Raw genomic sequence first — 24,855 nt, 5'->3', positions numbered from 1 at the left:
TAATACCTCCTTTGCCTCCTATACTTTTAACGCAAGCCGCGAAGCGGCCAGATTTTCATAGAAATGTCAATAGTTTTCAAATAAAAAAAGAACCCCTCACTTTTATTTTTGTAAGAGATTCATAAATATAGCTTTTTGTCAAATCCTTATTTTAGTTGCATTGCCCAAATCACAGGATTCTTTTTCTTTTACAACAGGATTTGTATCAACAAATCCATGCGGTTACATAGAAAAGTAAATCGGAACATCCATTTTGATCACAAAATCTTTATACCGCATATTTTACGATTAAACTTTAAATATAAGAGCCTTTGTACGATATTCTTTTCCATTTACCCAATATTTAGAATCTGGCCCTTCCCTTTGTCCTGCTGTTATATCTTTTTTAAATCAGATATTTAAAAATACAGTAAATAAAAGAAGGATCATTACGCTTTCTCCATAATAGAAAGATTCCAAATATCAGCTTTATCTTTTCATGTCCTCCCATATGTTTTATACAAATCCATGCTTTTATTCAAATCTGATTCTTTTTAATTTTAGAGAAAGATATACTGTGATATAATATGTTGGATTATTTTGATCATCAAGAAGATGAACATATGCAAGGAGTGAGTACATGCTTCAGATCAAAAATATATTTAAAGAATATAAAACAGGAAATTTAATTCAGAAAGCACTGGATGGTGTTTCTTTTAATCTGCGTGACAATGAATTTGTAGCTGTTTTAGGGCCAAGCGGCTCCGGGAAAACAACGATGCTCAATATTATCGGCGGTCTGGATCGTTATGACAGCGGTGATCTGATCATTAATGGGATTTCTACTAAAAATTATAAGGACAGGGATTGGGACAGTTATCGTAATCATACGATCGGTTTTGTTTTTCAAAGCTATAATCTGATTCCTCATCAAAGTGTATTGGCAAATGTGGAACTGGCCTTGACAATCTCCGGCATTTCTAAAAAAGAGCGGAGAAAAAGAGCTTTACATGCTCTTGATGAAGTAGGATTGAAGGAACAATCACATAAAAAACCTAATCAATTATCGGGAGGTCAGATGCAGCGTGTGGCGATTGCCAGAGCATTGGTCAATGATCCTGATATTCTTTTGGCTGATGAACCTACCGGAGCTTTAGACAGTGATACAAGCATTCAGGTCATGGATCTCTTAAAAGAAGTAGCCAAGGATCGTTTGGTTGTGATGGTTACGCATAATCCGGAGCTGGCAGAAGCCTATGCGACACGTATCATCAAGCTTCGTGACGGCAAGATCATGTCTGACAGCAATCCGCTTATTATTGATGAAAGCACCTTAGAAAAACCTCAGCATAAAAATATGGGAAAATCTTCCATGTCGCTTTTAACCGCTCTTTCTTTAAGCTTCAACAATTTGAAAACAAAAAAAGGAAGGACGCTATTGACTTCATTTGCCGGTTCTATCGGAATTATCGGTATTGCTTTGATACTATCTCTTTCCAACGGTGTCAGTACGTATATCAACAGTATTGAAGAAGAAACGCTTTCTGAATATCCATTACAGCTGCAAAGCAGCGGCTTTGACATGACTTCTCTTTTAAGTGTTCCTTCTGATCGTATCGAAAATGAACAGACAGGTGATATCAAGGTCAATGAAATGCTGACCAATGTATTTTCAAAGGTTGGCTCCAATGATCTCGCTTCCCTAAAAAAATATCTTGAAAGTGATGACAGCGGTATTGATGAATATGTCAAAGCAATTGAATATGAATATAACATCGTACCTCAGATATACAGCGTAAAGGATGATGAAATAAGACAGGTCAATCCGGATACATCCTTTGCTGCCTTAGGCTTTTCATCTGCGAATACCTCTAACAGCATGCTCTCTTCTATGACAAGCACCAATGTTTTTGATGCCATGCCTGACAACACAGATCTATTTAGTGATCAATATGATGTGAAAGCCGGTCATTGGCCTGAAAACTATAATGAATGTGTCCTCGTTCTATCCTCAAGAGGAAGTATCAGTGATTTTCTTCTTTATACTCTGGGCTTACGTGATTATGATGAATTAGAGGAAATGATCCGTCAGTTTTCTGCCAATGAAAATGTGACCGTTCCTGAAAACTTAACTGCTTATGATTATGATGACATTCTTGGTCTTTCCTTCAAGCTGATCAATGCCTATGAACGCTATCAGTACGATGAGCAGTATCAGGTATGGATCGATAAATCAGATGATGCTGCCTATATGGAAGATGTGGTTAAAAATGGCCAGGATCTGACGATTGTCGGTATCGTTCAGCCAAAGGAAGGTACGACAGCTGCCATGCTGACCAGCGGTATCTATTATCCCGCTTCACTTACGAATTATTTAATTGAACAGGCTAAAAACAGTGCCATCGTTCAAAGCCAGCTGGCTTCGACACAAACCGATGTATTTACAGGCAAGGATTTTGGTGAAAGAAGCGAATCATCTTTCGATATGTCTTCCTTATTCTCAATCAATACAGAGGTCTTGCAGTCTGCCTTCAACATAGATGAAAGCAAGCTTAACATTGATATGAGCAGCCTCAATCAGGCACTTGCAAATACAAGCTTACCTTCATTTGATCTAAGTCAGATCTTTTCTCAGATCGAATGGAACATACCTCAAGAAGCCTTATCAAAAACCATGGAAACCCTTCTGTCAGATTTTCAAAGCTATCTGCTTGAAGAAACCGACATTGCTTCTTTTCCTCAGCAGTTTGAAGAATATCTCGCTTCCCGGCAGGTAGTTGAAAAAATACAAAAGGCTGTTGAAGGTTTTATTCAGGAAAACGGCAGTATCAGCATCACCCCTGAGCAGCTTCAAAGTCTTTTTATGGAAATATTGGAAGATTATCAAATTTATGCCAGTGCCAATGATATCTTTGATATCACTCAGCTCGATCAATATTTTTCTGATTATATCAACGCTGAAGAAACAAAACAGCTGATTTCTTCCCAGTTAAAAACCATCCTTCAAGAAAGCGGCATTGAAGAGCAGCTGACAGCAGCGATCCAAAAAACTGCCAGTGAATCAATGGCTTCACTCTCAACGACGCTTCAACAGGAAATGACTCGTATGATGCAGCAGTTGGGCGCATCAATGGCAGATGCCATTTCTTTTGATGCGAATACCTTTGCCGATGCCATTGAAATGAATATGAATGAAAATGATTTGGCACAGCTTCTTTCTTCAATGTCCGCCAGAGAGAATGTTTCTTATGAAAGCAATCTTCAAAAGCTTGGCTATGCGGATCTTGACACTCCTTTCAGCATTGATATCTATCCAAAAGATTTTGAAAGCAAAGAAGAAGTGCTTGGTATCTTGGATCAGTATAATGAAAATATGAAGACTGCCGGTAAAGAAGATCAGGTGGTTACCTACACTGATTTAGTAGGTACTCTCATGTCTTCCGTTACAGATATCATCAATGTCATCAGCTATGTCTTGATTGCTTTCGTAGCTATTTCCCTAGTAGTTTCTTCGATCATGATAGGAGTTATTACCTATATCAGCGTATTGGAACGCAAAAAGGAAATTGGTATTCTACGTGCGATCGGAGCATCAAAACGCAATATTTCTCAAGTGTTCAATGCGGAAACCTTCATTATCGGACTTTGTGCAGGTCTTATGGGTATCATCATCACCCTGCTCCTGCTGATACCGGGCAATCAGATCATTCATTCAATTGCCGGACAGGATAATATCAATGCGATCTTACCGATAAATGCAGGAGTGATTCTGATCCTTCTAAGTGTGATCCTTACATTGATCGGCGGTATCTTACCTTCCAGAAAAGCCGCAAAAGAGGATCCGGTCATTGCTTTAAGAACTGAATAACAAAAAGCAGGTATTCCACTCGGATAAAACCTGCTTTTATTGTACTATGAATATAAGCAAATAAAAAGGCTTTCTGACACATTGGTCAAAAGCCTGAAATTTATTTTGCTTTCTTCTGATTACGTTTATAGACCCATCCTGCAAAGAGCGGAGTCAGAAATGATGTAATGATAACAGAGGCAGCAATCTGTGCAGCAGCCGTAGGTGCAACTGCCACATATTTCGCATCTACTTCAGCTAAAGCAGAAGGATTGGCTACCGCACTGGCAGCTGTACTAGAAATTGCCGCACCGGCAACTCCGCTTCCACCTGTTGCTTTATCTGCCAGCATTGTTACAAAGCCAACTACTAAGGAAGTAATCAAGCCTAATAATACACCGGAAATACCACCCTGAATCAATTGCTGGACAGACATATTAGCACCTAAGGCAAAACCTACCACAATGATACTGGCGGTTACACCGGCCGACAGGGTCTTCTTCATAAATGGAAAACAGTTACCAAGAATAATACCTAAAATCAATGGTAAAATCGAACCGATGATCGGGCCGATTGAAATGCTCGCCAAACCAGCAGAACTTAAAACGATCATCGTCACTGTCGGACCAACACTTAACGATGTGACTGCCACTGCACCTTTCTCAGAATCATCCCCATATTCAGAAGTAATGCCTGAATAAAGTGCATTGTTGGCAACAGAAATACCACCAATGATCGACAAAGAAGATAAGCCTAAGAAATTATCATTGAAGATAAAGGCAATTGCCAATCCGATAATAATGGAAAGAACAATTTTAGTGATAATGATCACTGCACCTTTTTTTATCGCTTTAGGGGTACTTTTAATATCAATGCTTGCACCCAGGAAGAAAAGAAAAGCACCTACCAGTGCGCCCGTTCCTCCGACCACACTCGTAAAGAAGCTTCCCATCTGTAAAACATCCGGGCATACAGAATTGAGGATAACACCGATGATCATCGGATAAACGATCGTATCACCGGGAATTCTCGGAATTTTAAATTTACTTTTAGCCATTTTGCAATTGCCCCATTAGTCTAATACGATGCCGCCGTCACAGTCACCGATCTCGCCATTGACAAAGCTGGCTGCATCAGAAGCAAAGAATAAGATCATTTGCGCAATTTCAACCGGTTCGGCTGCACGTCCAAGCGGAATCATGCTGATTACTCGTGCATTCTGATCCGGATTATCTGATAAGTCTTTAGTCATTGGTGTATGAGTGAAAGATGGACATACCGCATTACAGCTAATTCCATATTTACCACCCTCTTTAGCGATTGCTTTTGTTAAACCGTTCACACCTGCTTTACTTGAGGCGTAAGCAGCTGTACCTAACAGACCGCCACCGATCTTACCGGCAACCGAAGAAACGTTCGTAATACGTCCGCCACCGTTTTTCATGAAATATGGATAGATTGCTGAACAAGCAGTAAATGTACCTGTCAAGTTGATACGAATCGTTCTTTCCCATTCTTCATCACTGATTTCCTGGAATGGTTTTTTACTGATAACACCGGCCACATTGATCAGACCTGTTACATTTTCATGATCTTTTAAGATCTGTGCGATAACTTCACGAATGTTTTTGTTATCTCCGCAATCCATTTTATAGAAATAAGCATTTTCACCTAATTCTTCTTTTGTTGCCATTCCTGTTTTTTCATTAATATCACAGATAATGACTTTTCCATTTCCTTCAATAATACCCTTTGCTGTTTCTTTACCGATACCTTGTCCGGCACCTGTAACAATGACAGTCTTATTTGTAAAATCAAACATATCTCATTTCCTCCTTTTTTTATCATCTATATTATAAGCTTGCCACAAACATGTGAAAATGTTATCATAATATAAAATTATTCATCATATTCGTGCTATAAGCACAAAGGAGAGGTTATGGAAAATAAATATTATTTTGAACTAATAAAAGCTTCGCTTACCGGAACTTCTTTCACTCACCTGGTCGAACTGGCAGCTGTTTATCTCAACAATCCCCTGTTAGTGATCGATAACAGTTTCAACATCATCGCTTATTCTGAAAATCTTAAATCAACAGATAACATTTGGTTAGATGCCGTTACACGCGGTTATATCACCATCGAATTTGGTGCCACCCTTAACAACTGGGATGTACTGGTTGGCCCGTCCAGACAATATTTCGATACCGATAAGATCAGCAGTAAAAACAGACGCTTTATTCGATTGAAGTATCAACATCAGATAGTAGGTTACTTGGATATTTTAGAGGAAAAAACTCCTCTTGATACGCTGCAGGAAGAACAATATCTGTTTATAGCGGCCCTGCTGGCAAAAGAGCTTCTCTTTAATTTCCATCAGCTTGATCTGAGTGATTTTCCGGTTCGTGAAGAAGAGATCATGCTTGAGTTATTACAACATCGTTTTACAGATCGTGCCCAATTTAATTCACGCATTCAAGGGTGTCATCTGAAAAGCAATTCTTTTTATCATATCGGATGTATCGATTTCAGCCATTACATTTCTTATAATGCACATCACAGTCAGATTCAAGAAAATCTGCGAGCTTATATTCCCGATAGTACCTCTGTTTTTTATGAAAAACAGCTTATTATCCTGATCAAAACCGACAGTAACTGCAACTATCAAATGCTCGATCAGTTTCTTCATTCCAGCTCATTAAGCATGGGAATCAGCGATCCTTTTAAAGATCTCTATCAATTTACCACTTATCTCAGCCAAGCACAGACCGCCTTGCGTCTACGGCAATTCGTATCACCCGATACATATGTTAGTTTCTATGAAAAATGCAAGCCTTACCATATGTTTGAATACTTCAAAACAGAAGAACTCCTTCAATTTTGCCACCAACGTGTCCTTAACCTTAACTATTACGATGAACAAAATAAAACAAATTATATCAAAACGTTACGGACTTATCTCTACTTTCAAAAAAGCATCCAGCAAACTGCAAATCATCTCTATGTACATCGCAATACCATCAATTATCGGATCCAGAAAATCAAAGAAATCATGGAAATTGACTTTAACCATTATGAATTAGACGCTCACATGCTATGGTCCTGCGAAATCATTCAGTTTATCAACTATCGAAATCAAATTTCTAATTAAATGAGCATCGATTTACACAACACATTTCTTTCTCAATATCAAATATTTATACCAATCTCATTTTTCTAAAACTCTTTTCATTGTAAAAGATGCTTACTCTGGCAAATACCCCTCAAATATACAGATCTATACAAAAAAAAACGCTGTTTCCTTTTATATAGGTTTCAGCGTTTTTCATTTGACTGATCAATACAGTCCTATTGTTTATGCAACGATATTTACGATCTTTCCTTTAATGATGATAAACTTACGAATCTCTTTGCCTTCGATCTGTGCCTGTACGGTTTTCAGTGCCAATGCATTTTCTTTGATCTCATCTTCATTGGCATCCTTTTTCACTGTGATCGTACCCCTCAATTTACCATTTACTTGAACCGCAATTTCTACACTTTCTTCAACAAGGAAAGATTCATCATAAGTTGGCCAGCTCTCATAGGCAAGACTTTCGTCATGTCCTAATTTCTCCCAGATTTCTTCTCCAAGATGAGGAGCAAAACAAGAGAGGATCTTAACAAAGCCTTGTGCATATTCACGATACAGCGTATCTGCTTTATAAGCATCATTGATGAAGATCATCATTTGTGAAATCGCAGTATTCAGATTCAAGCTTTCAATATCCTTCGTAACTTTCTTAACCATGAAATGATAGCTCTTATCAAGAGCATGATCATTGGTATCTGTAACACGATCCATTTCTACGATCAGACGATATACACGATCCAGCCATCTTCTTGAACCTTCAACGCCCTGTTCGCTCCAAGGTTTGCTGGCTTCCAAAGGTCCCATGAACATCTCATAGATTCTTAGAGTATCTGCACCGTATTTTTCTACGACATCATTTGGATTTACGACAAATTCAGGATAACGTTTTCCCATCTTGATCCCATTGGCACCTAAGATATATCCTTGGTGTACCAATTTCTTGAAAGGCTCTTTGGTCGGTACCAACCCTTTATCATAAAGATAATTGTTCCACATTCTTGAATAAAGCAAATGTCCGACCGCATGCTCCGGACCTCCGATATACAGATCGACCGGCATCCAATGCTTTAATAATTCATAGTTTGCAAATTCTGAATCATTATGCGGATCGATATAGCGTAAGTAGTACCAGCTGCTTCCGGCACTTCCCGGCATCGTACTCGTTTCGCGTTTTCCCTTTACCCCATCAATTTCTACATTGACCCAGTCAGTTGCCTTTTCCAGCGGGCTTGCACCGCTTTTTCCTGGGGAATAATCTTCCAGCTCAGGAAGGATCAATGGTAATTCATCATCTCTTAACGCCACCATATTGCCATTTTCAAGATGGACGATAGGAATCGGTTCACCCCAGTAACGCTGACGGGCAAAGATCCACTCACGCAGACGATAATTGACATGCTTGCTTCCACAATGATGTTCTTCCAGCCAGGCAAGCATCTTATCAATGGCTTCCTGTTTATTCAAGCCATCCAAAAATTCTGAATTGATATGTAATCCGTCTTCTTCATAAGCGTGTTCACTGATATCTCCGCCATCCAGTACCTGAATGATTTCCAAGCCAAACTTTTTCGCAAAATCATAATCACGCTGATCATGAGCCGGAACTGCCATGATCGCACCTGTACCATAAGTTGCCAATACATAATCACTGATCCAGATCGGAATCTTCTTTCCGTTTACCGGATTCACTGCATAAGCACCTGTAAAGACACCTGTTTTTTCCTTATTCAATTCGGTTCTTTCCAGATCGGATTTACCGGCACATACCTTCTTATAAGCCTCTACATCCGCTTTACAGTCATCCGTAGTGATCACGTCGATCAAGCGATGCTCCGGAGCCAAAACACAATAAGTAGCACCGAAAAGCGTATCACAGCGAGTCGTGAAAACCGTAAAGCTTTCATCATGACCATCTACCTTAAAATCTACATGAGCTCCGATTGATTTACCAATCCAGTTACGCTGCATCTCTTTGGTTGATTCAGGCCAGTCAATTTCATCCAAACCTTCCAGCAAGCGTTCTGCATACTGTACGATGTCAATGACCCATTGACGCATATTCTTACGAACAACCGGATAACCGCCTCTTTCACTCTTGCCATCTACGATTTCATCATTGGCTAATACAGTTCCCAATTCTTCACACCAGTTTACCGGCATCTCAACACACTTTGCCAATCCATCATTAAATAACTGTTTAAAAATCCACTGTGTCCACTTATAAAATGATGGATCACAAGTCGAAACCTCTTTTGTCCAGTCATAGCTGAAGCCAAGCATCTTTAACTGCTTCGTAAAAGTTGCGATATTTTTCTTTGTAAAGCCATCCGGATGATTTCCCGTCTGGATCGCATACTGTTCAGCAGGCAATCCAAAGCTGTCAAAACCCATTGGATGCAATACATTATACCCCTGCATACGCTTCATACGACTGACGATATCCGTCGCTGTATATCCTTCCGGATGTCCGGCATGCAAACCTACTCCTGATGGATAAGGAAACATATCCAAGGCATAAAATTTAGGCTTTGAAAAATCATGAACATCCGTATAAAATGTCTGATGATCTTCCCAGTATTTCTGCCATTTTGCTTCCATCTTCTTATGATCAAATCCCATAATCTTTCCTCCTAAAAATAAAAAAAGCACCCTCTAAGGACGCTTAGCGTGGTACCACCTTAGTTCACCAAAAGTGCACTCAATGTCCATAACGCTGGACTAGCCGGCTCCTTAGCGAGTTCACCCTTTATCATGACTGATTTCCACCACCCATCAGCTCTCTATCCATAACGCCGGACTACTACTCTAATTCATCGCCATTTACTTATTAAGAATAGCAATTTTCATGTTTCCTGTCAAGAACAACAAAAAGATTTGTCACAAAATTGACAAATCCTTTCTACATATAATCTTTATTTATACTATTATTTCTAATAATTCAACGCTTCATATTCACCAGGATCAACCATTTCTACCGTTGTAGAATCATATCCGCTCACCTTGATCTCAGCAGTAAATACAACCTTGATCCCTTCCTCTTCAGCCGAAAAACCAAATTTCTCATTTTCGATATAACCATCTTTATTGATCGTAATGACAAATGCATCAAAAGTCAGCGAAGATAAAGCTGCCAGCGTTTCTTCATCCATCGTAGAACCCTCCAGGCTTCCCAATGTATCCATCAATTGAGTCAGCTCTTCTTTCGTCGGTTCGATCGTAACAATTGTCTTATCACCATCTTTAGAAGCTTTCATATTCTTAAACTCAGTACTCACTTCACCCACATTGGCCATCTGCCGGGCCTCTGAAACATCCATGGTCATCATTGTTTTCTGGCCATCAGTATTTGTATAAACGACACCATCATAATATGTCTGCTCAGTGGATATATTGGTACCAAACAACGATGCATCCACGATCGTATGATACATCAAATCACTTTGGATCCCTGCCATTTCCACCGTCATCTCTATAGGCATATCCAACGATAAATTTTCTGTCGCAGAATCAGAGCTGCTCATTTCCATATTAACTGAAAGATTCGCATTCATACTTAATGAGTCAAGCTCTTTCATTTTTTCACTGGCATTTTCCAACAATACTTTTGGATCCTCAGCAGGTTCAGAATTGTTGCAGGCTGCCAATGAGAACGACAGCATGATCGCTGCCGCAGCACATAACACTCTTTTCATTGTCTTTTTCATAGGTCCCTTTCCGCTCCTTACAATAGAGCTTTTTAGTGATTTCATTATATCATCGAATATTTACATCGACAAGATTTAAAGGACCAACTAACAATTCTGTAATAAAAGGCCGTTTAATCCTAAACGACCTTTATTTCAAACCTTTTTTACATTCCCCATACCAGCCAGATATAAATATAACCGGCAAGTACGGCCGCAAGTGTAAACGGAACACCGATCCGCAAGAAATCACGTGTGCTGACAGATTCCCCATTCTTACGCAGGATACCAATGGCTGCGATATTTGCGGAAGCTCCGATAGGTGTTAAGTTACCACCTAATGTGGCTCCTGTAAGCAAGCCAAAATAGAATACATACGGTGCCATCCCTGCCCCGCCATTCATCAAAGCAGCAATCGATGAAACAACCGGCAGCATGGTCGCAACATATGGAATATTATCAATGAACGCCGATAAAATAACCGACGCAAAAACGATCAAAGTATAAAGAAGGAAAGCATTATCCCCGGAAACCTGATAGAAAAGATTGGCAACGGCATCAATCACGCCGGCTTTCGTAATACCTTCGATCACGATAAAGATACCAAACAATAATAAAAGCGTATCCTTATCCAAATCTCTGATGACCATCTTGACAGGTTCAATATCTCTCTTTTTGATACAGGCACGAATGACACCGATAATACATAATGCAAAACAGATCAATCCGCTTCTTAAGTTATAAAGGGTCACGAAGCCTGCATTTGCAGGTTCCTGCAAAAAAGAAGCACATATCAGCAACACAACGGTCGCAATCATCAAAAACGATGGAAAGTAATCAGTCACTTCAGTTTCTACCTTGGCACTGACCTTCTGATTTTCATCACGAAACAAATACAACAGAACAACGATGGATGCTAAAGCGCCTAACTCTACGCCCCAGAAAATTCCCGGTTTACCTAACATCCAAAAGAAATCAAGAAATGTCATACCGGCATATCCACCCAAAAGAATGCTCGTTGTATCTCCGACAAGCGTTGCAGCTCCTTGAAGATTACTAGATACCGCAATCGCAATCAATACCGGTACCGGTGATATTTTTAATTTTTTAGAAATTGCCAGACCGATCGGTGCCACCATCAAAACAGTTGCGACATTATCGACAAAAGCACTGATGACCCCTGCAAATAAAGCCAATGATGTTACTGCCCATTTCACATCCGGAACCTTTGAAATCAAAATCTCTGCCAGACGTGCAGGCATCTTGCTCTCGACAAATAATGTCACGGTACCCATCGTACCGCCAATCATTAAAAGCACATTATAGTCAACAGCCCCCAAAGCATCCAAAAGGCTCATATCATACATGCCTGCAATGCCAAGAATCACAAATACGGCCGCCGAAGTCAGTGCGATCCACGGGCGATATTTCTGAAAAGCCAGCATCAAGACATATGTAATAAGAAAAATAACTAATGCGAAAACCATATATCCTCCTCTTATATTAAACAAGTACCCCTATTATAACATTACCCTTTCCGGCTATCAATGTAATCTTTTAGAGTTTATTCACAATTATTTGCAAACAAAAACATGGGCCTTCATCAGAAAGCCCATGTCTTATCGTTTATTTTACTGATTCTTTTTTTCTCATAAAGAGAATGCCCATACCAGCCACAAGCATCATACCATAATAGAAATACATATTTATATCACTTGTATTAGGAGTCTGAGGTGTTACAGGAGTTTCCGGATCTGTTGGCTTTTCAGGTTCAACAGGAACTTCATTCTTTTCGAATTTAGCCGTTAATTCCAGATCACTTGTTACCGGCGTATTGAAATCATATGCCTTATCGCCATCATACCAGCCGACAAAAGTATGACCTTCTTTCTTTGGATCCACTGGTTTCACTGCAGTTTTACCATGCTCGATCACCTGGCTTTCAACACCATCACTAAATGATACAGTATATTTCATAACTTCAAATTTAGCCGTCAATGTTACATCATCTGTCACCGGTGTATTGAAATCATACTCAGTATCTCCATGATACCAGCCTGCAAATGCATAACCTTCTTTTTTAGGATCAGCCGGTCTTACTGCCGTCTTGCCATAATCTACTTCTTGTGCCGGCGCATCATCACCAAAGGAAACAATAAAGGTAATCGGTTTCCACTGTGCATATAGATCAATGCGTACGCCACCATTTCCATTATCATTTAAAGCAATTGTTTCACCGGCTTTATAACCTTTACCACTTCCGTCAGCCTTTGTATTCCAGCCTTCAAAAGTATAACCTGTGCGCGTTGGCATTGAAGATGAAACTACGATTTCATTCGCATTTGTGAAATTATTCGTCGGTCCTCCTTCTCCGCCATTTGCATCATAATAAAGAGAATTCGCTGTCTTCATGATCTTAACTTTCTGACTGACACTTGCAGAAGCTGATTTTTCAGAAACAAGAACATCGCTTCCTTCTTTCTGAGTAGCTGTCACAGTAACGCTGTATTCACCGCTGTCACTTACATTACCCGCAAGCCGAAGTGTCTTGCCATTTTCGCCTTCGATCTTTACACCGTCTTTAAACCATTCATACGTATAATCAAAATCACTGTATTCAGTTACCTCAGCTGTAAGTATACGTGTTGAATTTTTTGGATAATAGAACTGATAATTATCACCAATTTCCGCAGCTTCAGTTGTCAGCTTCAGTTTCACAGAAGGAGCCAGCACCTTACGTGCCATGATCAAAGATAAAGAATCTTCTGCTTCAACAACCTCGCTCTTACCACCTTTTACATATAAATCACCCAGCTGACCATTATCATAAAGATACCAGCCATCCTGACTATATCCACTTAATGGAGAAGATGGGAAGCTATAACGTTCACCATACTGAACAGTTACCGGATCAATCGTATCACCGCCATTGGAATTAAAAGTAATGGTGACATCATTCATTTTAAGCCACTGAGCAGTTAATACATCATCACCACTTAAAGCAGTACCATCTGTGCTTAGCTTATTATTCTGACTTGCCCAGCCATTAAACTTATATCCGATACGTATTGGATCATTTCCAAACGCACTTACAGGGGCATGATCTTTTGCAGTTTCAACAATACTCAAATTTTTATCTGCAAAGATACTGCCATCAACACCATCTTTAAAAGTTACATCATAAGCACGATTAAAAATAAGCTGTGAACGCACACCACCTGGATAATATGTACTGTCTAAGATCCAGCCTCCAAAATCTGCTTGTAAATTACCTGAAGAAGAGCTTCCTTTATAATTTAATTTGTTTACAAAATGAATCGTCAAATTTCCTTCAGGAGTTTTTTCACTATTGAAAACGTATGTATAACCGTATTTATCAGATACCTTTTTCTCATATGGCTTGATATCTGTAATAGTAACGGATGCCATCATACATCCTCCCTCTTCATTCCAAACAGTTTCGTTAACCGTAAAGGTATTTTCAATCAGTGTAAAATCACGTAAATCAAAACCACCATATTGACGGAATTCATCCGTTGCACGGATCTGGGCATGAATGGCTGTCGCTGCATCCAATGCACTTGACATCTTCGTCCAACGTGCACTAAATGTACGATTCTTTGTAACAGTTTCAGCTGTCTGATCACCGTTTTTATATGTAGCATTCCAAGTTGTGAAAATCCAGCCATCACGTGTTGGTGTCCCATCAAAAGCGGGAACAGGATCACCAGCATTTACCGTATAGACCTGATCCGGGAAATATTTCTCAGATGAGCTTCCATCCGTGTACGTCACCGTATATGTTTCTGCGGCACGTACTGTCGGTGCAAAACCGACAAACATAAAGCATGTAATGATTAAGACAAGTACTCTCTTTAAAAATTTACTGCAATCCATAAAATAACCTCCTTTTCTTTTACAGTTTCAGCATTTTAATACCTTGTCCTGCCTACTCCCATAGTAACATCTAACCGCTTACATTACAACCATAATTTCCCATGAATTTTTAAGTAACTTTTAAGTTCATTTTAATAATCTCCTTTATCTTTACATGTGTATCATAAATGATCCATGTAAAAGGATAAAAGCATATGGGTAAATTCAAGGTAATAATAAAACAAAAGGGTATTCTATGAATATAATATAAATAAATTGATAATATGAATAAAAATAGGAGCAGCGAAAGATTTCCGTATGCTCCTATTTATTAATTCTGTAAGGCTTTTTGAAAATATTCCTTGATCGTGAATGACTTCTGATCAAGAATTTGTATTGATATAAAATTATTCCCGCAAAAATTATGCATCACATGGTACTAACTGCATCATTATATGCAACACATCATTATTTTACTCTAAACGCTGCGAAATAAGAATTTCATCCATTTAGACGGCAGTTATTTTTTCCCCGGTTAGATAGGCTTCTTCCATTGCTCTGGTTTTCAATACTTCACCTTTTTGCCAAACATGTTCTCCCCAGATGATTTGTTTTACCCTGTCACCTAAATTTTCCAGTATGACAGTCATATCTTCAGCACATCTCTTCAATCCCTTCTTTCCATCGTGACCTGTCACAATGACATAGGCATCTTTACCACCTAATTTTTGCCACTTGGGCAGCAAACGATCAATAAATGTCTTCATCTGTCCGCTCATCGTGAGAAAATAGGTAGGTGAAGCCAGAACAAGTACATCTGCCTTTTCCATTTTATTTAAAATATCAGCCATATCATCTTTTTGGACACAAAAACCGGTCTTAAAACATGCATAGCATGCCCTGCAAGGATACACTTCTTTTTCTCGCAAAGAGATTTTCTCTACCTGATTTCCAGACTCTTTTGCACCGCGAATAAATTCATCGCATAGAAGATCTGAATTGCCCTTTGTACGGGGGCTGCCGTTAATAACTAAGACTTGCATAGCTTTTTGCCTCTCCACTTTCTGCATGAAATATCGTTCACTTAACTGTCAATCCCAATGACTGTTCTCTTATTTTAGTTGGTTTCCAAGATTATATGCCTGCTGCGGAAACCTGGAATGTCGGGTCATAGACGGTGTACCGCATCCATAGCCCAGAACCATCCCCATATCTGTAAGATTCAGATACCGCACCAGCGTCTTGTAGTGAGCCGCCAGTGCATCAAAGGTCCACTCATCACTGTTCCAAGCAACAGTGAGCAGGACGGACTTCATGTGCTTTTGCTGGATAGAACTGTTAAAGGCACAGAAACGATCGATCATGGTTTTTAGCTGAGCGGACATGCCATAGTAATACAAAGGTGTCGAGAAAACGATCATATCAGCAGCCAGGATCTTCTTACGGATATCCTCCACATCATCTTTCTGCACACAAGGACCTTCATATCCGCAGTGGATACAGCCCGTGCAAGGATGAATATCCGCATGAGCCACATCAATCATTTCTACGGAATGCCCTGCTTTCTCAGCCCCCTCTCGGAAATAATCAGCGAGAATATGGGTAGAACCATTTTTATTAGGGCTGCCCTCTAATACAACGATCTTCATCGATCATACCTCCTTACTTCATTTCTTTTTCCCAATAGCGGATGACATTCAGGGACATGTCATTTGCAAGCTGTTCCATCGTTTTGATTTCTTCATCCGTCAAGTTTAAGGCAGCAGCCCTGAGTGCGTCCTCGACCTGATACACCTTGGTCACACCAATAATAGGCAATGTTCCTTTGGCAATGGCCCATGCGATCGGTACCTGGGCGACAGACACACCATGTTTATCTGCAATCTCTTTCAGTCCGGCTGTCAGCTTTTCTAACTGAGGCAGCATGGGATTGTACACCTTACCACGATCAGAGGTTGCAGGGAAAGGATGCTTCGTATCATACTTACCGGATAATGCCCCCTGCTCCAGTACCATATAAGAGAAGAAGGTGATACCATTTTCCTTGCAGTAATCAAGAATTCCTGAAGCTTCAGAAGAGCGGTTCAGCAAACTGTAATGATTTTGAATAGCGGCAACTTTCAACCCATCAGCTTCCAAAATTGCAGCAGCTTCTTTGATTTCCGCCAAGTTATGATTAGAAAGACCGATACGTCCGATTTTATTAGCCTTGGCCAAAGGAATTAGCTTGCGAATCCATTGAGGGGCCCCTATTGGATTGTGAATCCAATAAATATCCATGGTATCTACACCAAGAAGTTTGGCACTATTCTCAAACATGTCAATAACAGCATTTGCTGCGTTGGGATCGGCACACTGAGGCGTAAACTTATCTGAGATGAAATAACTGTCACGAGGATAGTTTTTTAAAAATTCACCCAGCACCTTTTCAGAAGCTCCCATGCCATAAGCAAAAGCAGTATCCCATAGGTTCAAAGAAGCATTCATTGCTGCATCAAATACAGGTTTCAGATCAGCAGCAGACAGGTCAGAACCAAAAGTCCCATCATTGCCCCATGCCCATGCACCCAGTGCAATCTTAGGTAATTGTTTCAATTCCATATTTTTTCCTCCTATTTCTTTTTAAACATTCATGTGATTCATTTTCTACAATTCTTATCAGATGCTTACCTGATTGGAAATATCCTTGCAGCGATATCTAAACAATCCCAGCTAAAGCAAAATAGCAGTCCGCTGCAAGAAAAGAATCATAGCGATTGCTAAGAAATTTTTTACATCTTACATCCGCATGCCATTCACATTTATTACGATTTATCGCACATGATTACTTTTTTTCCGTTTTTTATTATAAAATGCTCCTGTTTTAATGTCTAATACCTATTGTTTATTATTTTCAATGCTTTTTTTGTATGGATATAAAAAAGACCTCCAAGCCATCAGGCCTTGAAAGTCCTTTATAATGATCATGCTTCTTCCATTTTAGCTCTAAGCATATTAATTTCTTGAATAAATAAGGAAGTTGCAGGAGAGAACAAATGATTTTTCTTCCAAACCAAAACACTGCGAGTAGTATGTTGTGGATAAATCGGAATAAAATGCAGATGGGAACTGTTATGGATCGCCAGTGCTCCGTCCAGACAAAAGGCACATCCCAATCCCTCTTCCACAAGCAGCACCGCATTAGAAAGAAGCGTATAACTTAACGGTATATTCAAATCCTTTTCTTCATGTTTGAGCCAATTCAGAATCTCTGTGCGCACCCTTTCACGCAAAGGAAGGATCAACGGATATTCTGCTATTTCACTCGGTGTAATAGATGTTCTCTCAGCTAAAGGGTGATCGTCACGCATAAGCACGCCCCATGTTTCTTTTTGAGAAAGGCGAACAAAGTCATACTTCGAAGTATCAATCGGCTCCAACAACAGTCCGACATCAATCAGGCCTTTATCCATATGATCTTTTATGTAATCTGCCATCTCATTATACAAATGAAATTGCACAAGTGGATATTTCTCTGAAAACTGCTTAATAAGTTTTGCGAAAAGCCGACTTCCGATAGACTCGGTAGCACCAAGAGAAATGACTCCGCTGACCTCTGTATTCCGTTCCACAAATACCTGTTCCAAACGATCAGCCAGCTCAACAATTTCTTTAGCACGTTGTCGAAAATAAATACCGTCATCCGTCAAGGTCAGTCCGTTTCTTCCCCGAAACATTAAGGTAGTACCTAATTCTTTTTCCAAATCCATCATCTGACGACTCAACGTTGGCTGGGTCACATGCAGAATAGCTGCTGCCTTCGTTATATTCTCTTCCTGTGCCACAGCTAAAAAATAGCGTAATGTGCGAAGCTCCATTTTGATCATCTCCTTTACTAATAGTATAATATATTCATACATGATCAGCAAATTCTTCTAAACATAAGCACCCAGATAAAAATTATTTTCTTAATTATTTCAAAATTAAAGAAAAAAACGCCTGAAACTCAGACGTTAATTCTTGAATGATTTTTTGAACTTATCGAAAGCAGACTCTCTTCCCTTGATATCACGTAGCTTTTCATATAACTTATGCTCTTCTCTTGAAAGCTTTGTCGGAATCTCAATACGTACTTCCACATACTGATCTCCTTGAGCACGAGGGCCTTTTACACCCTTGCCACGCAATCTGAATTGAGTACCATGCTGTGTACCTGCAGGAATCGTCAATTCCACATCTCCATAGACCGTCGGTACATCGACCTTGCAGCCCAATGTCGCATCAACCGCGCTGACCGGCACACTGATACGAATATCATTACCGTCACGAACAAAATTCGGATGACGATTTACTAATATTTCGATATACAAATCGCCATTAGGTCCGCCATTGATACCTCTTTCACCCTTACCGGCAACTCGGATCTGCTGACCCGACTGAATACCGGCAGGAATCTTGATTTCCAGCTTTACACGTTTATGCTCATAGCCGCGTCCATGACATTTCGGACATTTATGCAGAATCTTCTTTCCACTGCCATTACATTCAGGACAAACACTCGTTGACATAAATACACCAAATGGCGTACGATTCTGTGACTGTACCTGTCCTGTTCCATTACATCTGGAACAGCTTTGGATATCGCTCTTGCTTCTTGCACCGCTTCCTAAGCATTCACTGCATTGCTCATCAACTTCAATCGTAATTTCCTCTGTTTTTCCAAAAATGGCTTCCATGAAGTCAATACGCATCTGCATAAAGCGGTCATTCCCTTTTCTAGGTCCATTAGATGAACGACGGTGCGTTGTTCCTCCAAAGAATGAACCGAAAATATCGTTGATATCACCAAAATCACTGAATCCTCCGGTGAAGCCTCCTCCTTGTCCGAAGGCTCCATCCATGCCGGCATGACCAAACTGATCATAATTGGCTTTCTTCTGAGGATCGCTCAATACTTCATAAGCTTCATTGATTTCCTTGAACTTTTCTTCTGCATCTGCTGCTTTATTCACATCGGGATGATATTTTTTCGCCATTTGACGATAAGCTTTCTTTATTTCTGCGTCTGTTGCTCCTTTTTGAAGCCCCAGAACCTCATAATAATCTCTTTTTGCCATACTTTCCCACCTTTCAGCAGTGAAATTCTAGCATAGCTAGAATTTCTTTTCAATATTAATTCTTTTCAGTGAAATCTGCATCTACGACATTGTCGTCATTGTTATTTGAAGACTGCTGGGCATTATTGCCGGCATCCTGCTGCTGATACATCTGTTCAGCGGCCATCTGCGCTGCTTTTTCCAAAGCATCCAACTTCGTCTTAACAGCTTCCATATCGTTTTCATCCAAAGCCTTCTGCAATTCATCACGAAGTCTTTGAGTTTCTTCCTTCTGTTTAGCATCGATCTTATCACCAGCATCTGCCAATGTAGAATCAATCTGATTGATGAACGATTCAGCCTTATTTCTCAATTCAGCTTCTTCACGACGTTTTTCATCTTCATTCTTGTGTTCTTCAGCTTCTTTTACCATTCGGTCGATCTCTTCTTCACTCAATCCTGAAGAGTTTGAAATCGTAATTGACTGTTTCTTGTTCGTACCCTTATCCAAAGCAGATACGTGTACGATACCATTGACATCAATATCGAAAGTAACTTCGATCTGTGGGATACCTCTTCTTGCAGGAGCGATTCCATCCAGTTTGAATAAACCTAATGTCTTGTTATCAGCAGCCATTGGTCTTTCACCCTGTAATACATGGATATCTACTGCAGGCTGGTTATCAGCAGCCGTTGAGAAGATCTGTGACTTACTTGTAGGAATAGTCGTATTACGTGGAATCAAGACAGTCATGACACCACCCATTGTTTCAATACCTAATGACAATGGTGTAACATCCAGCAATAAGACATCTTTTACATCACCGGAGATGACACCACCCTGAATAGCAGCACCTACGGCAACAGCTTCATCCGGGTTCACAGACTTATTAGGTTCTTTGCCTAATTCGTTCTTAACAGCTTCCTGTACAGCCGGAATACGTGTTGATCCACCGACTAACAATACCTGATGAATATCGTTCTTTGTTAATCCGGCATCCTTCAAGGCATTACGTACCGGAGTAATCGTACGTTCAACTAATGACTTCGTCATTTCATCAAATTTAGCACGTGTCAATGTAGCTTCAAAGTGCAATGGTCCATTAGCACCGGCAGAGATGAATGGCAGTGAAATCTGAGTCTGGACAGTACCGCTCAAATCCTTCTTAGCTTTTTCAGCAGCTTCCTTCAAACGCTGCATAGCCATCTTATCGCTTGACAAATCAATGCCGTTTTCCTTCTTGAAGGTATCGATCATCCAGTTAACGATGATGTTATCGAAGTCATCGCCACCTAAGTGTGTATCACCTGAAGTTGACAATACTTCAAATGTACCATCGGCTAATTCAAGGATAGAAACATCGAATGTTCCTCCACCTAAGTCATAAACCAAAACCTTCTGCTCACGATCGCTGCTCTTATCCAGACCATAAGCCAAAGCAGCTGCTGTCGGTTCGTTGATGATACGTTCTACTTCCAAACCGGCAATCTTACCGGCATCCTTTGTTGCCTGACGCTGGGCATCGTTGAAGTAAGCAGGAACGGTAATAACAGCCTTTGTTACCGGCTCACCCAAATAACTTTCAGCATATGACTTCAAATACTGAAGGATCATCGCACTGATTTCCTGTGGTGTATATTCTTTTCCTTCCAATGTTACTTTCTGATTTGTTCCCATCAAACGTTTGATAGATGAAACTGTATTTTTATTCGTTACGACCTGACGCTTAGCTGCATCACCAACGATTCTTTCACCATTCTTAAACGCTACGACTGATGGTGTCGTACGGTTTCCTTCAGGGTTTGTGATAACCTTGCAGTCACTGCCATCCATGACAGCAACACATGAGTTTGTTGTACCTAAATCAATTCCAATAATCTTTGACATATCTTTTCTCCTCCTTATTCACTAACCTTAACAAGCGCAGGACGTAAAATACGATCCTTTAACATATATCCTTTTTGAAGGACTTCGATGACGATACCGCTCTTTACGCCTTCCTTGGCTTCCTGCATGATCGCATGCTGGTAATTCGCATCAAATTCCTTATTCAAGCAGTCAATTTCAACAATTCCTTCTTTCCGCAAAATTTCTACAAGCTGTGCATAGATCATCTCAAATCCCTTTGCATAGTTTTTCAGCTCCTCAGAATCACTGTTGACCTGAAGGGCTCTTTCAAGATTATCAATGATCGGAAGCACTTCTTTTCCAAAATCCTGAAGCTTATATTTATTGCTCTTTTCAAACTCGCTCTGAAGTCGTTTCTTGGTATTCTCCGTATCGGCATAAGCCTTATAGAAAGCATTTTTGCTTTCAGCCAATTCCGCTTTCAGCCTTTCAATTTCTTCCTTCAGCTTATCTGTTTCACTTTCCTTCTTTTCATTTTCCTCAACAGCTTCAGCTACGATTTCTTCCTTTTCATTTTTTTCTTTTTCTTCTTTTTTCTTTTTCTTATCAGTCATCATTAAACATCTCCTCGATTCGTCTGCTGATATATTCCATCAGCGCCACCACCTCATTGTACGGCATACGAGTTGGTCCTACGATCATCAGCTGACCTTCCTCATCACCATGAATTTTGAATTTGCTGGCAACTACACTTACATCATCCGTATCCAAAAGCTTGACATTGTCCTTTCCGATACGAACAACAGTACCCGTATTTTCCTCAGCTATCTGACGCCATAGGGAACTGTCCTCAAGCATACTCATCATTTTCTTTAACTTTTCAATGTCCGCAAATTCCGGCTGATACAGCATATTGCTTTGTCCACTGAAATAAACCTGATCACTGGCAAACTTCACAAATGCATTGACAAAAGCTTCAAACAGCATTTCATGCCGCTGTACCTTTGCCGCCAGCAGAGGCTGAAGTTCAACCATCCGATCAACTACCTCATTCAACGGTACACCCACCAAATTCTCATTCAACAGATTACAGCAGGTCGTCAGATCATTCATGCTGACACTCTCTGAGAATTGAAAAGTCTTATTCTCAGTATGTCCGTGATTGGTAACGAAAATCGCCACCGCACTTTTTTCATTCAATGGTATCAATGTGATATGCTGCAGCGACTGATATCTTGCATCCGGCCCTAAGGCAACAGATGTCAGGTTGGTCATCTGCGAAAGAATATCACAGCTTTGACGAACTACTTCCTCCATGCTTGAATTACGGGCATCAAAAATCGTCTGTAAAGCATTCATCATCTTTGGTTCGATATGTTTCACCATCAGATGATCGACATAATAACGATAACCCTTCGATGACGGTATACGTCCACTGGAAGTATGTGTTTTCTCAAGCAAGCCCATTTCCTCTAGAGCAGCCATTTCATTTCTAAGAGTTGCCGAAGAAACATGAAAGTCCAGTAAATTCATCAGCGTGTGACTTCCCACTGGTTCAGCTGTTCGAGTGAACTCTTCTACAATGGTCTTAAACACTTTAGTTTGACGTTCAGTAAGTTCCATAAGCCACTCCTTTCTAGCACTCTAAATCTCTTGCTGCTAATAGAATAGCACAATGAATTAGCACTGTCAACCCTTTAGTGCTAAAAAATAAAAATTTTTCATCTTTTCTTCACAAAAAAACCGCGTTCTTATTATACACGGTTATTTTCACCCCATACACACATCTCATCCAATACGCTCATCAACGATCTTCCCCTCTCACTCAAAGAATATTCTACCTTTGGAGGAATCTGTGAATAAACTTTTCGACATACCAGACCATCTTTCTCCAGCTCTTTTAGATTCTGGCTCAATGTCTTATCCGATATCTTTTTCAAATACCGCTGCAATTCATTAAAACGCACCGGCTGAAATTCCATAAGACAATATAAAATCACCATCTTATATTTTCCACTGATCAAAGATAAAGTATAACTAAATCCCGTATCTTCAAAATTCGCATCTTCAATATATTTCTTGATCATACTTACCTTAACGATAGTACCTAACCAAAAAGTAGGTACTTGTCTTTCCTTCCACTCTGATTATAATGAAATTATAGTTCATTGTCCAGAGGACAAAAGGAGGAAAAAAACATGTTGAAAGATTTAGGTGTCAAACCTTATTTATTTCCAATGCCGGTATTGATGATTGCTACTTATTCAGAAGATGATAAAGTCAACGTCATGAACATGGCATGGGGTGGTATCTGTGCAGAGAATATGGTCGCTTTAAATATTGATGAAGATCATAAGACAGCAGAAAACATTAAAAATCGCAATGCCTTTACATTAAGCATTGCCGATATCGATCATCTGAAAGAAGCCGATTTCTTTGGCATTGCCACAGGTAACAAGATGGCCGATAAATTTGAAAGATCCGGTTTAAATGCTGTAAAAAGCAGCCGTGTCGATGCTCCGATCGTAACAGATTTCCCATTAACGCTTGAATGCAAGGTCGTTGAATGTCAGCACACCGCTTATGGATTCCGAGTTTTAGGTGAAATCGTCAATGTATTAGCTGACGAAAAAGTATTAGATGAAAAAGGCAAGGTAGATCCTGCAAAGCTCAATGCCTTCGTATTTGATCAATTCCAAAGCGGATATTACGCCATCGGTGAAAAGGTGGGTCAGGCCTGGCAGTCAGGTGTACCATTCATGAAAAAATAAAGTCTCGCCCGAGACTTTATTTTTGTTAGAAACTTTCATATTGATTGATGTCGATCCATATCCCGATATCTCTCATTTCAGAATGTGCAATGCTTTTATAAAAACGCTGCGCTTCATCATTTGAGGCTGTTAACGCAATCAGCGTATCTACCCCTTGCATCTTCCACCGCTGGATCAGTTTCATCAATAAATGCTGCGCCACCTGCTGATGACGATAACTTTTCAATACACAGATCCAATCTAAATAAGCTTTCTTTAAACCATCAAAATGTGAAGCAATCATCGTTGAATCAATACGACCGACTACTTTGCCATCCACATACGCCAATAATGAGATTGAAGTTTCAAAGGCATTATCATCAAAAGACTTTTCAACGGTTTGAATATAAGCATCATTGATCTCCCATCCCCAGAAATCTTCTTCCTCACGAAGTCTTCGTTCAAAATCCAAAACATCACCAATTCTATCTTTTGTATATTCTTTGATTTCTAAATTCACCGATTCTTCAGCTCCTTTTCCATAACGATATAACTTGAAAAATCATTCGGTATTTCCAAACCTGTTTTTATAAAACCATTCTTTATCCAAAACGCTTCACTCTGCGGATTACCTTTCGCATAAGCTAACCGGACTCTTTCAAA

The 24,855-nt window shown here is 39.8% G+C and carries 19 protein-coding genes; 3 read left to right on the top strand and 16 right to left on the bottom strand.

Annotation, left to right across the window (positions count from 1 at the left end):
• Positions 1-619 precede the first annotated feature (619 nt).
• A complete protein-coding gene (locus Q0K35_RS08760; protein ID WP_294562321.1) occupies positions 620-3,847 on the top strand; it encodes an ABC transporter ATP-binding protein/permease in 3,228 nt (1,075 codons plus the stop codon).
• A gap of 100 nt (positions 3,848-3,947) precedes the next feature.
• Here the strand turns inward: Q0K35_RS08760 and Q0K35_RS08755 are convergent, their stop codons facing one another.
• Positions 3,948-4,883, bottom strand: coding sequence for a 2-keto-3-deoxygluconate permease (locus Q0K35_RS08755; protein WP_294562319.1), 936 nt, complete (start codon positions 4,881-4,883; stop codon positions 3,948-3,950).
• A 15-nt stretch (positions 4,884-4,898) separates the two neighbouring features.
• Positions 4,899-5,648, bottom strand: a complete 750-nt coding sequence (locus Q0K35_RS08750) for an SDR family NAD(P)-dependent oxidoreductase (protein ID WP_294562318.1) — start codon at positions 5,646-5,648, stop codon at positions 4,899-4,901.
• Positions 5,649-5,765: 117 nt separating this feature from the next.
• Here Q0K35_RS08750 and Q0K35_RS08745 point away from each other — a divergent pair, with 117 nt between their 5' ends.
• Positions 5,766-6,977, top strand: a complete 1,212-nt coding sequence (locus tag Q0K35_RS08745; protein ID WP_294562317.1) for a helix-turn-helix domain-containing protein — start codon at positions 5,766-5,768, stop codon at positions 6,975-6,977.
• A 204-nt stretch (positions 6,978-7,181) separates the two neighbouring features.
• Here Q0K35_RS08745 and leuS read toward each other — a convergent pair whose 3' ends face one another.
• The 13 genes from leuS to Q0K35_RS08680 form a co-directional block, all read right to left on the bottom strand.
• The gene (gene leuS, locus Q0K35_RS08740) at positions 7,182-9,578 is read right to left on the bottom strand and encodes a leucine--tRNA ligase (RefSeq protein ID WP_294562306.1); all 2,397 of its coding nucleotides are present in this window, start codon (positions 9,576-9,578) and stop codon (positions 7,182-7,184) included.
• A 311-nt stretch (positions 9,579-9,889) separates the two neighbouring features.
• Positions 9,890-10,663, bottom strand: a complete 774-nt coding sequence (locus tag Q0K35_RS08735; RefSeq protein WP_294562304.1) for a hypothetical protein — start codon at positions 10,661-10,663, stop codon at positions 9,890-9,892.
• Between the two features lie 146 nt (positions 10,664-10,809).
• Positions 10,810-12,129 (bottom strand): SLC13 family permease, encoded by a 1,320-nt coding sequence (locus Q0K35_RS08730; RefSeq protein WP_294562301.1) that lies wholly within the window; start codon positions 12,127-12,129, stop codon positions 10,810-10,812.
• Positions 12,130-12,268: 139 nt separating this feature from the next.
• Positions 12,269-14,539 (bottom strand): InlB B-repeat-containing protein, encoded by a 2,271-nt coding sequence (locus tag Q0K35_RS08725; RefSeq protein WP_294562299.1) that lies wholly within the window; start codon positions 14,537-14,539, stop codon positions 12,269-12,271.
• 488 nt (positions 14,540-15,027) lie between these two features.
• Positions 15,028-15,561: a flavodoxin family protein gene (locus Q0K35_RS08720; protein WP_294562297.1), complete on the bottom strand. Its 534-nt coding sequence runs from the start codon at positions 15,559-15,561 to the stop codon at positions 15,028-15,030.
• A gap of 69 nt (positions 15,562-15,630) precedes the next feature.
• Positions 15,631-16,167 (bottom strand): flavodoxin family protein, encoded by a 537-nt coding sequence (locus Q0K35_RS08715; RefSeq protein WP_294562295.1) that lies wholly within the window; start codon positions 16,165-16,167, stop codon positions 15,631-15,633.
• A gap of 13 nt (positions 16,168-16,180) precedes the next feature.
• Positions 16,181-17,119, bottom strand: a complete 939-nt coding sequence (locus tag Q0K35_RS08710) for an aldo/keto reductase (protein WP_294562293.1) — start codon at positions 17,117-17,119, stop codon at positions 16,181-16,183.
• A 362-nt stretch (positions 17,120-17,481) separates the two neighbouring features.
• Complete coding sequence (locus tag Q0K35_RS08705) at positions 17,482-18,375, bottom strand: LysR family transcriptional regulator (protein WP_294562291.1); 894 nt, start codon at positions 18,373-18,375, stop codon at positions 17,482-17,484.
• A gap of 135 nt (positions 18,376-18,510) precedes the next feature.
• Positions 18,511-19,614: a molecular chaperone DnaJ gene (dnaJ, locus tag Q0K35_RS08700; protein WP_294562290.1), complete on the bottom strand. Its 1,104-nt coding sequence runs from the start codon at positions 19,612-19,614 to the stop codon at positions 18,511-18,513.
• A 55-nt stretch (positions 19,615-19,669) separates the two neighbouring features.
• Entirely contained in the window at positions 19,670-21,481 is a 1,812-nt protein-coding gene (gene dnaK / locus Q0K35_RS08695) for a molecular chaperone DnaK (protein WP_294562289.1), read from the bottom strand.
• A gap of 14 nt (positions 21,482-21,495) precedes the next feature.
• Positions 21,496-22,056, bottom strand: a complete 561-nt coding sequence (gene grpE / locus Q0K35_RS08690) for a nucleotide exchange factor GrpE (RefSeq protein ID WP_294562287.1) — start codon at positions 22,054-22,056, stop codon at positions 21,496-21,498.
• Positions 22,049-23,065 (bottom strand): heat-inducible transcriptional repressor HrcA, encoded by a 1,017-nt coding sequence (hrcA, locus tag Q0K35_RS08685; RefSeq protein ID WP_294562286.1) that lies wholly within the window; start codon positions 23,063-23,065, stop codon positions 22,049-22,051. Before hrcA ends, grpE begins: the two co-directional genes overlap by 8 nt.
• Positions 23,066-23,196: 131 nt before the next feature.
• Positions 23,197-23,529 (bottom strand): helix-turn-helix domain-containing protein, encoded by a 333-nt coding sequence (locus Q0K35_RS08680; protein WP_294562285.1) that lies wholly within the window; start codon positions 23,527-23,529, stop codon positions 23,197-23,199.
• Between the two features lie 111 nt (positions 23,530-23,640).
• On the opposite strand from Q0K35_RS08680, the gene Q0K35_RS08675 reads away from it, so the two are divergent.
• The gene (locus tag Q0K35_RS08675; protein WP_294562284.1) at positions 23,641-24,213 is read left to right on the top strand and encodes a flavin reductase family protein; all 573 of its coding nucleotides are present in this window, start codon (positions 23,641-23,643) and stop codon (positions 24,211-24,213) included.
• 25 nt (positions 24,214-24,238) lie between these two features.
• On the opposite strand, the gene Q0K35_RS08670 is transcribed toward Q0K35_RS08675, so the two are convergent.
• Entirely contained in the window at positions 24,239-24,712 is a 474-nt protein-coding gene (locus Q0K35_RS08670) for a GNAT family N-acetyltransferase (RefSeq protein WP_294562283.1), read from the bottom strand.
• Positions 24,713-24,855: the final 143 nt, after the last annotated feature.

It is taken from the genome of uncultured Traorella sp. (genome assembly GCF_944327115.1).
Classification (GTDB): domain Bacteria; phylum Bacillota_I; class Bacilli_A; order Erysipelotrichales; family Erysipelotrichaceae; genus Traorella.
Note: the sequence above shows the minus strand (reverse complement) of the source record. Positions and strands in the feature narration are given on the sequence as shown.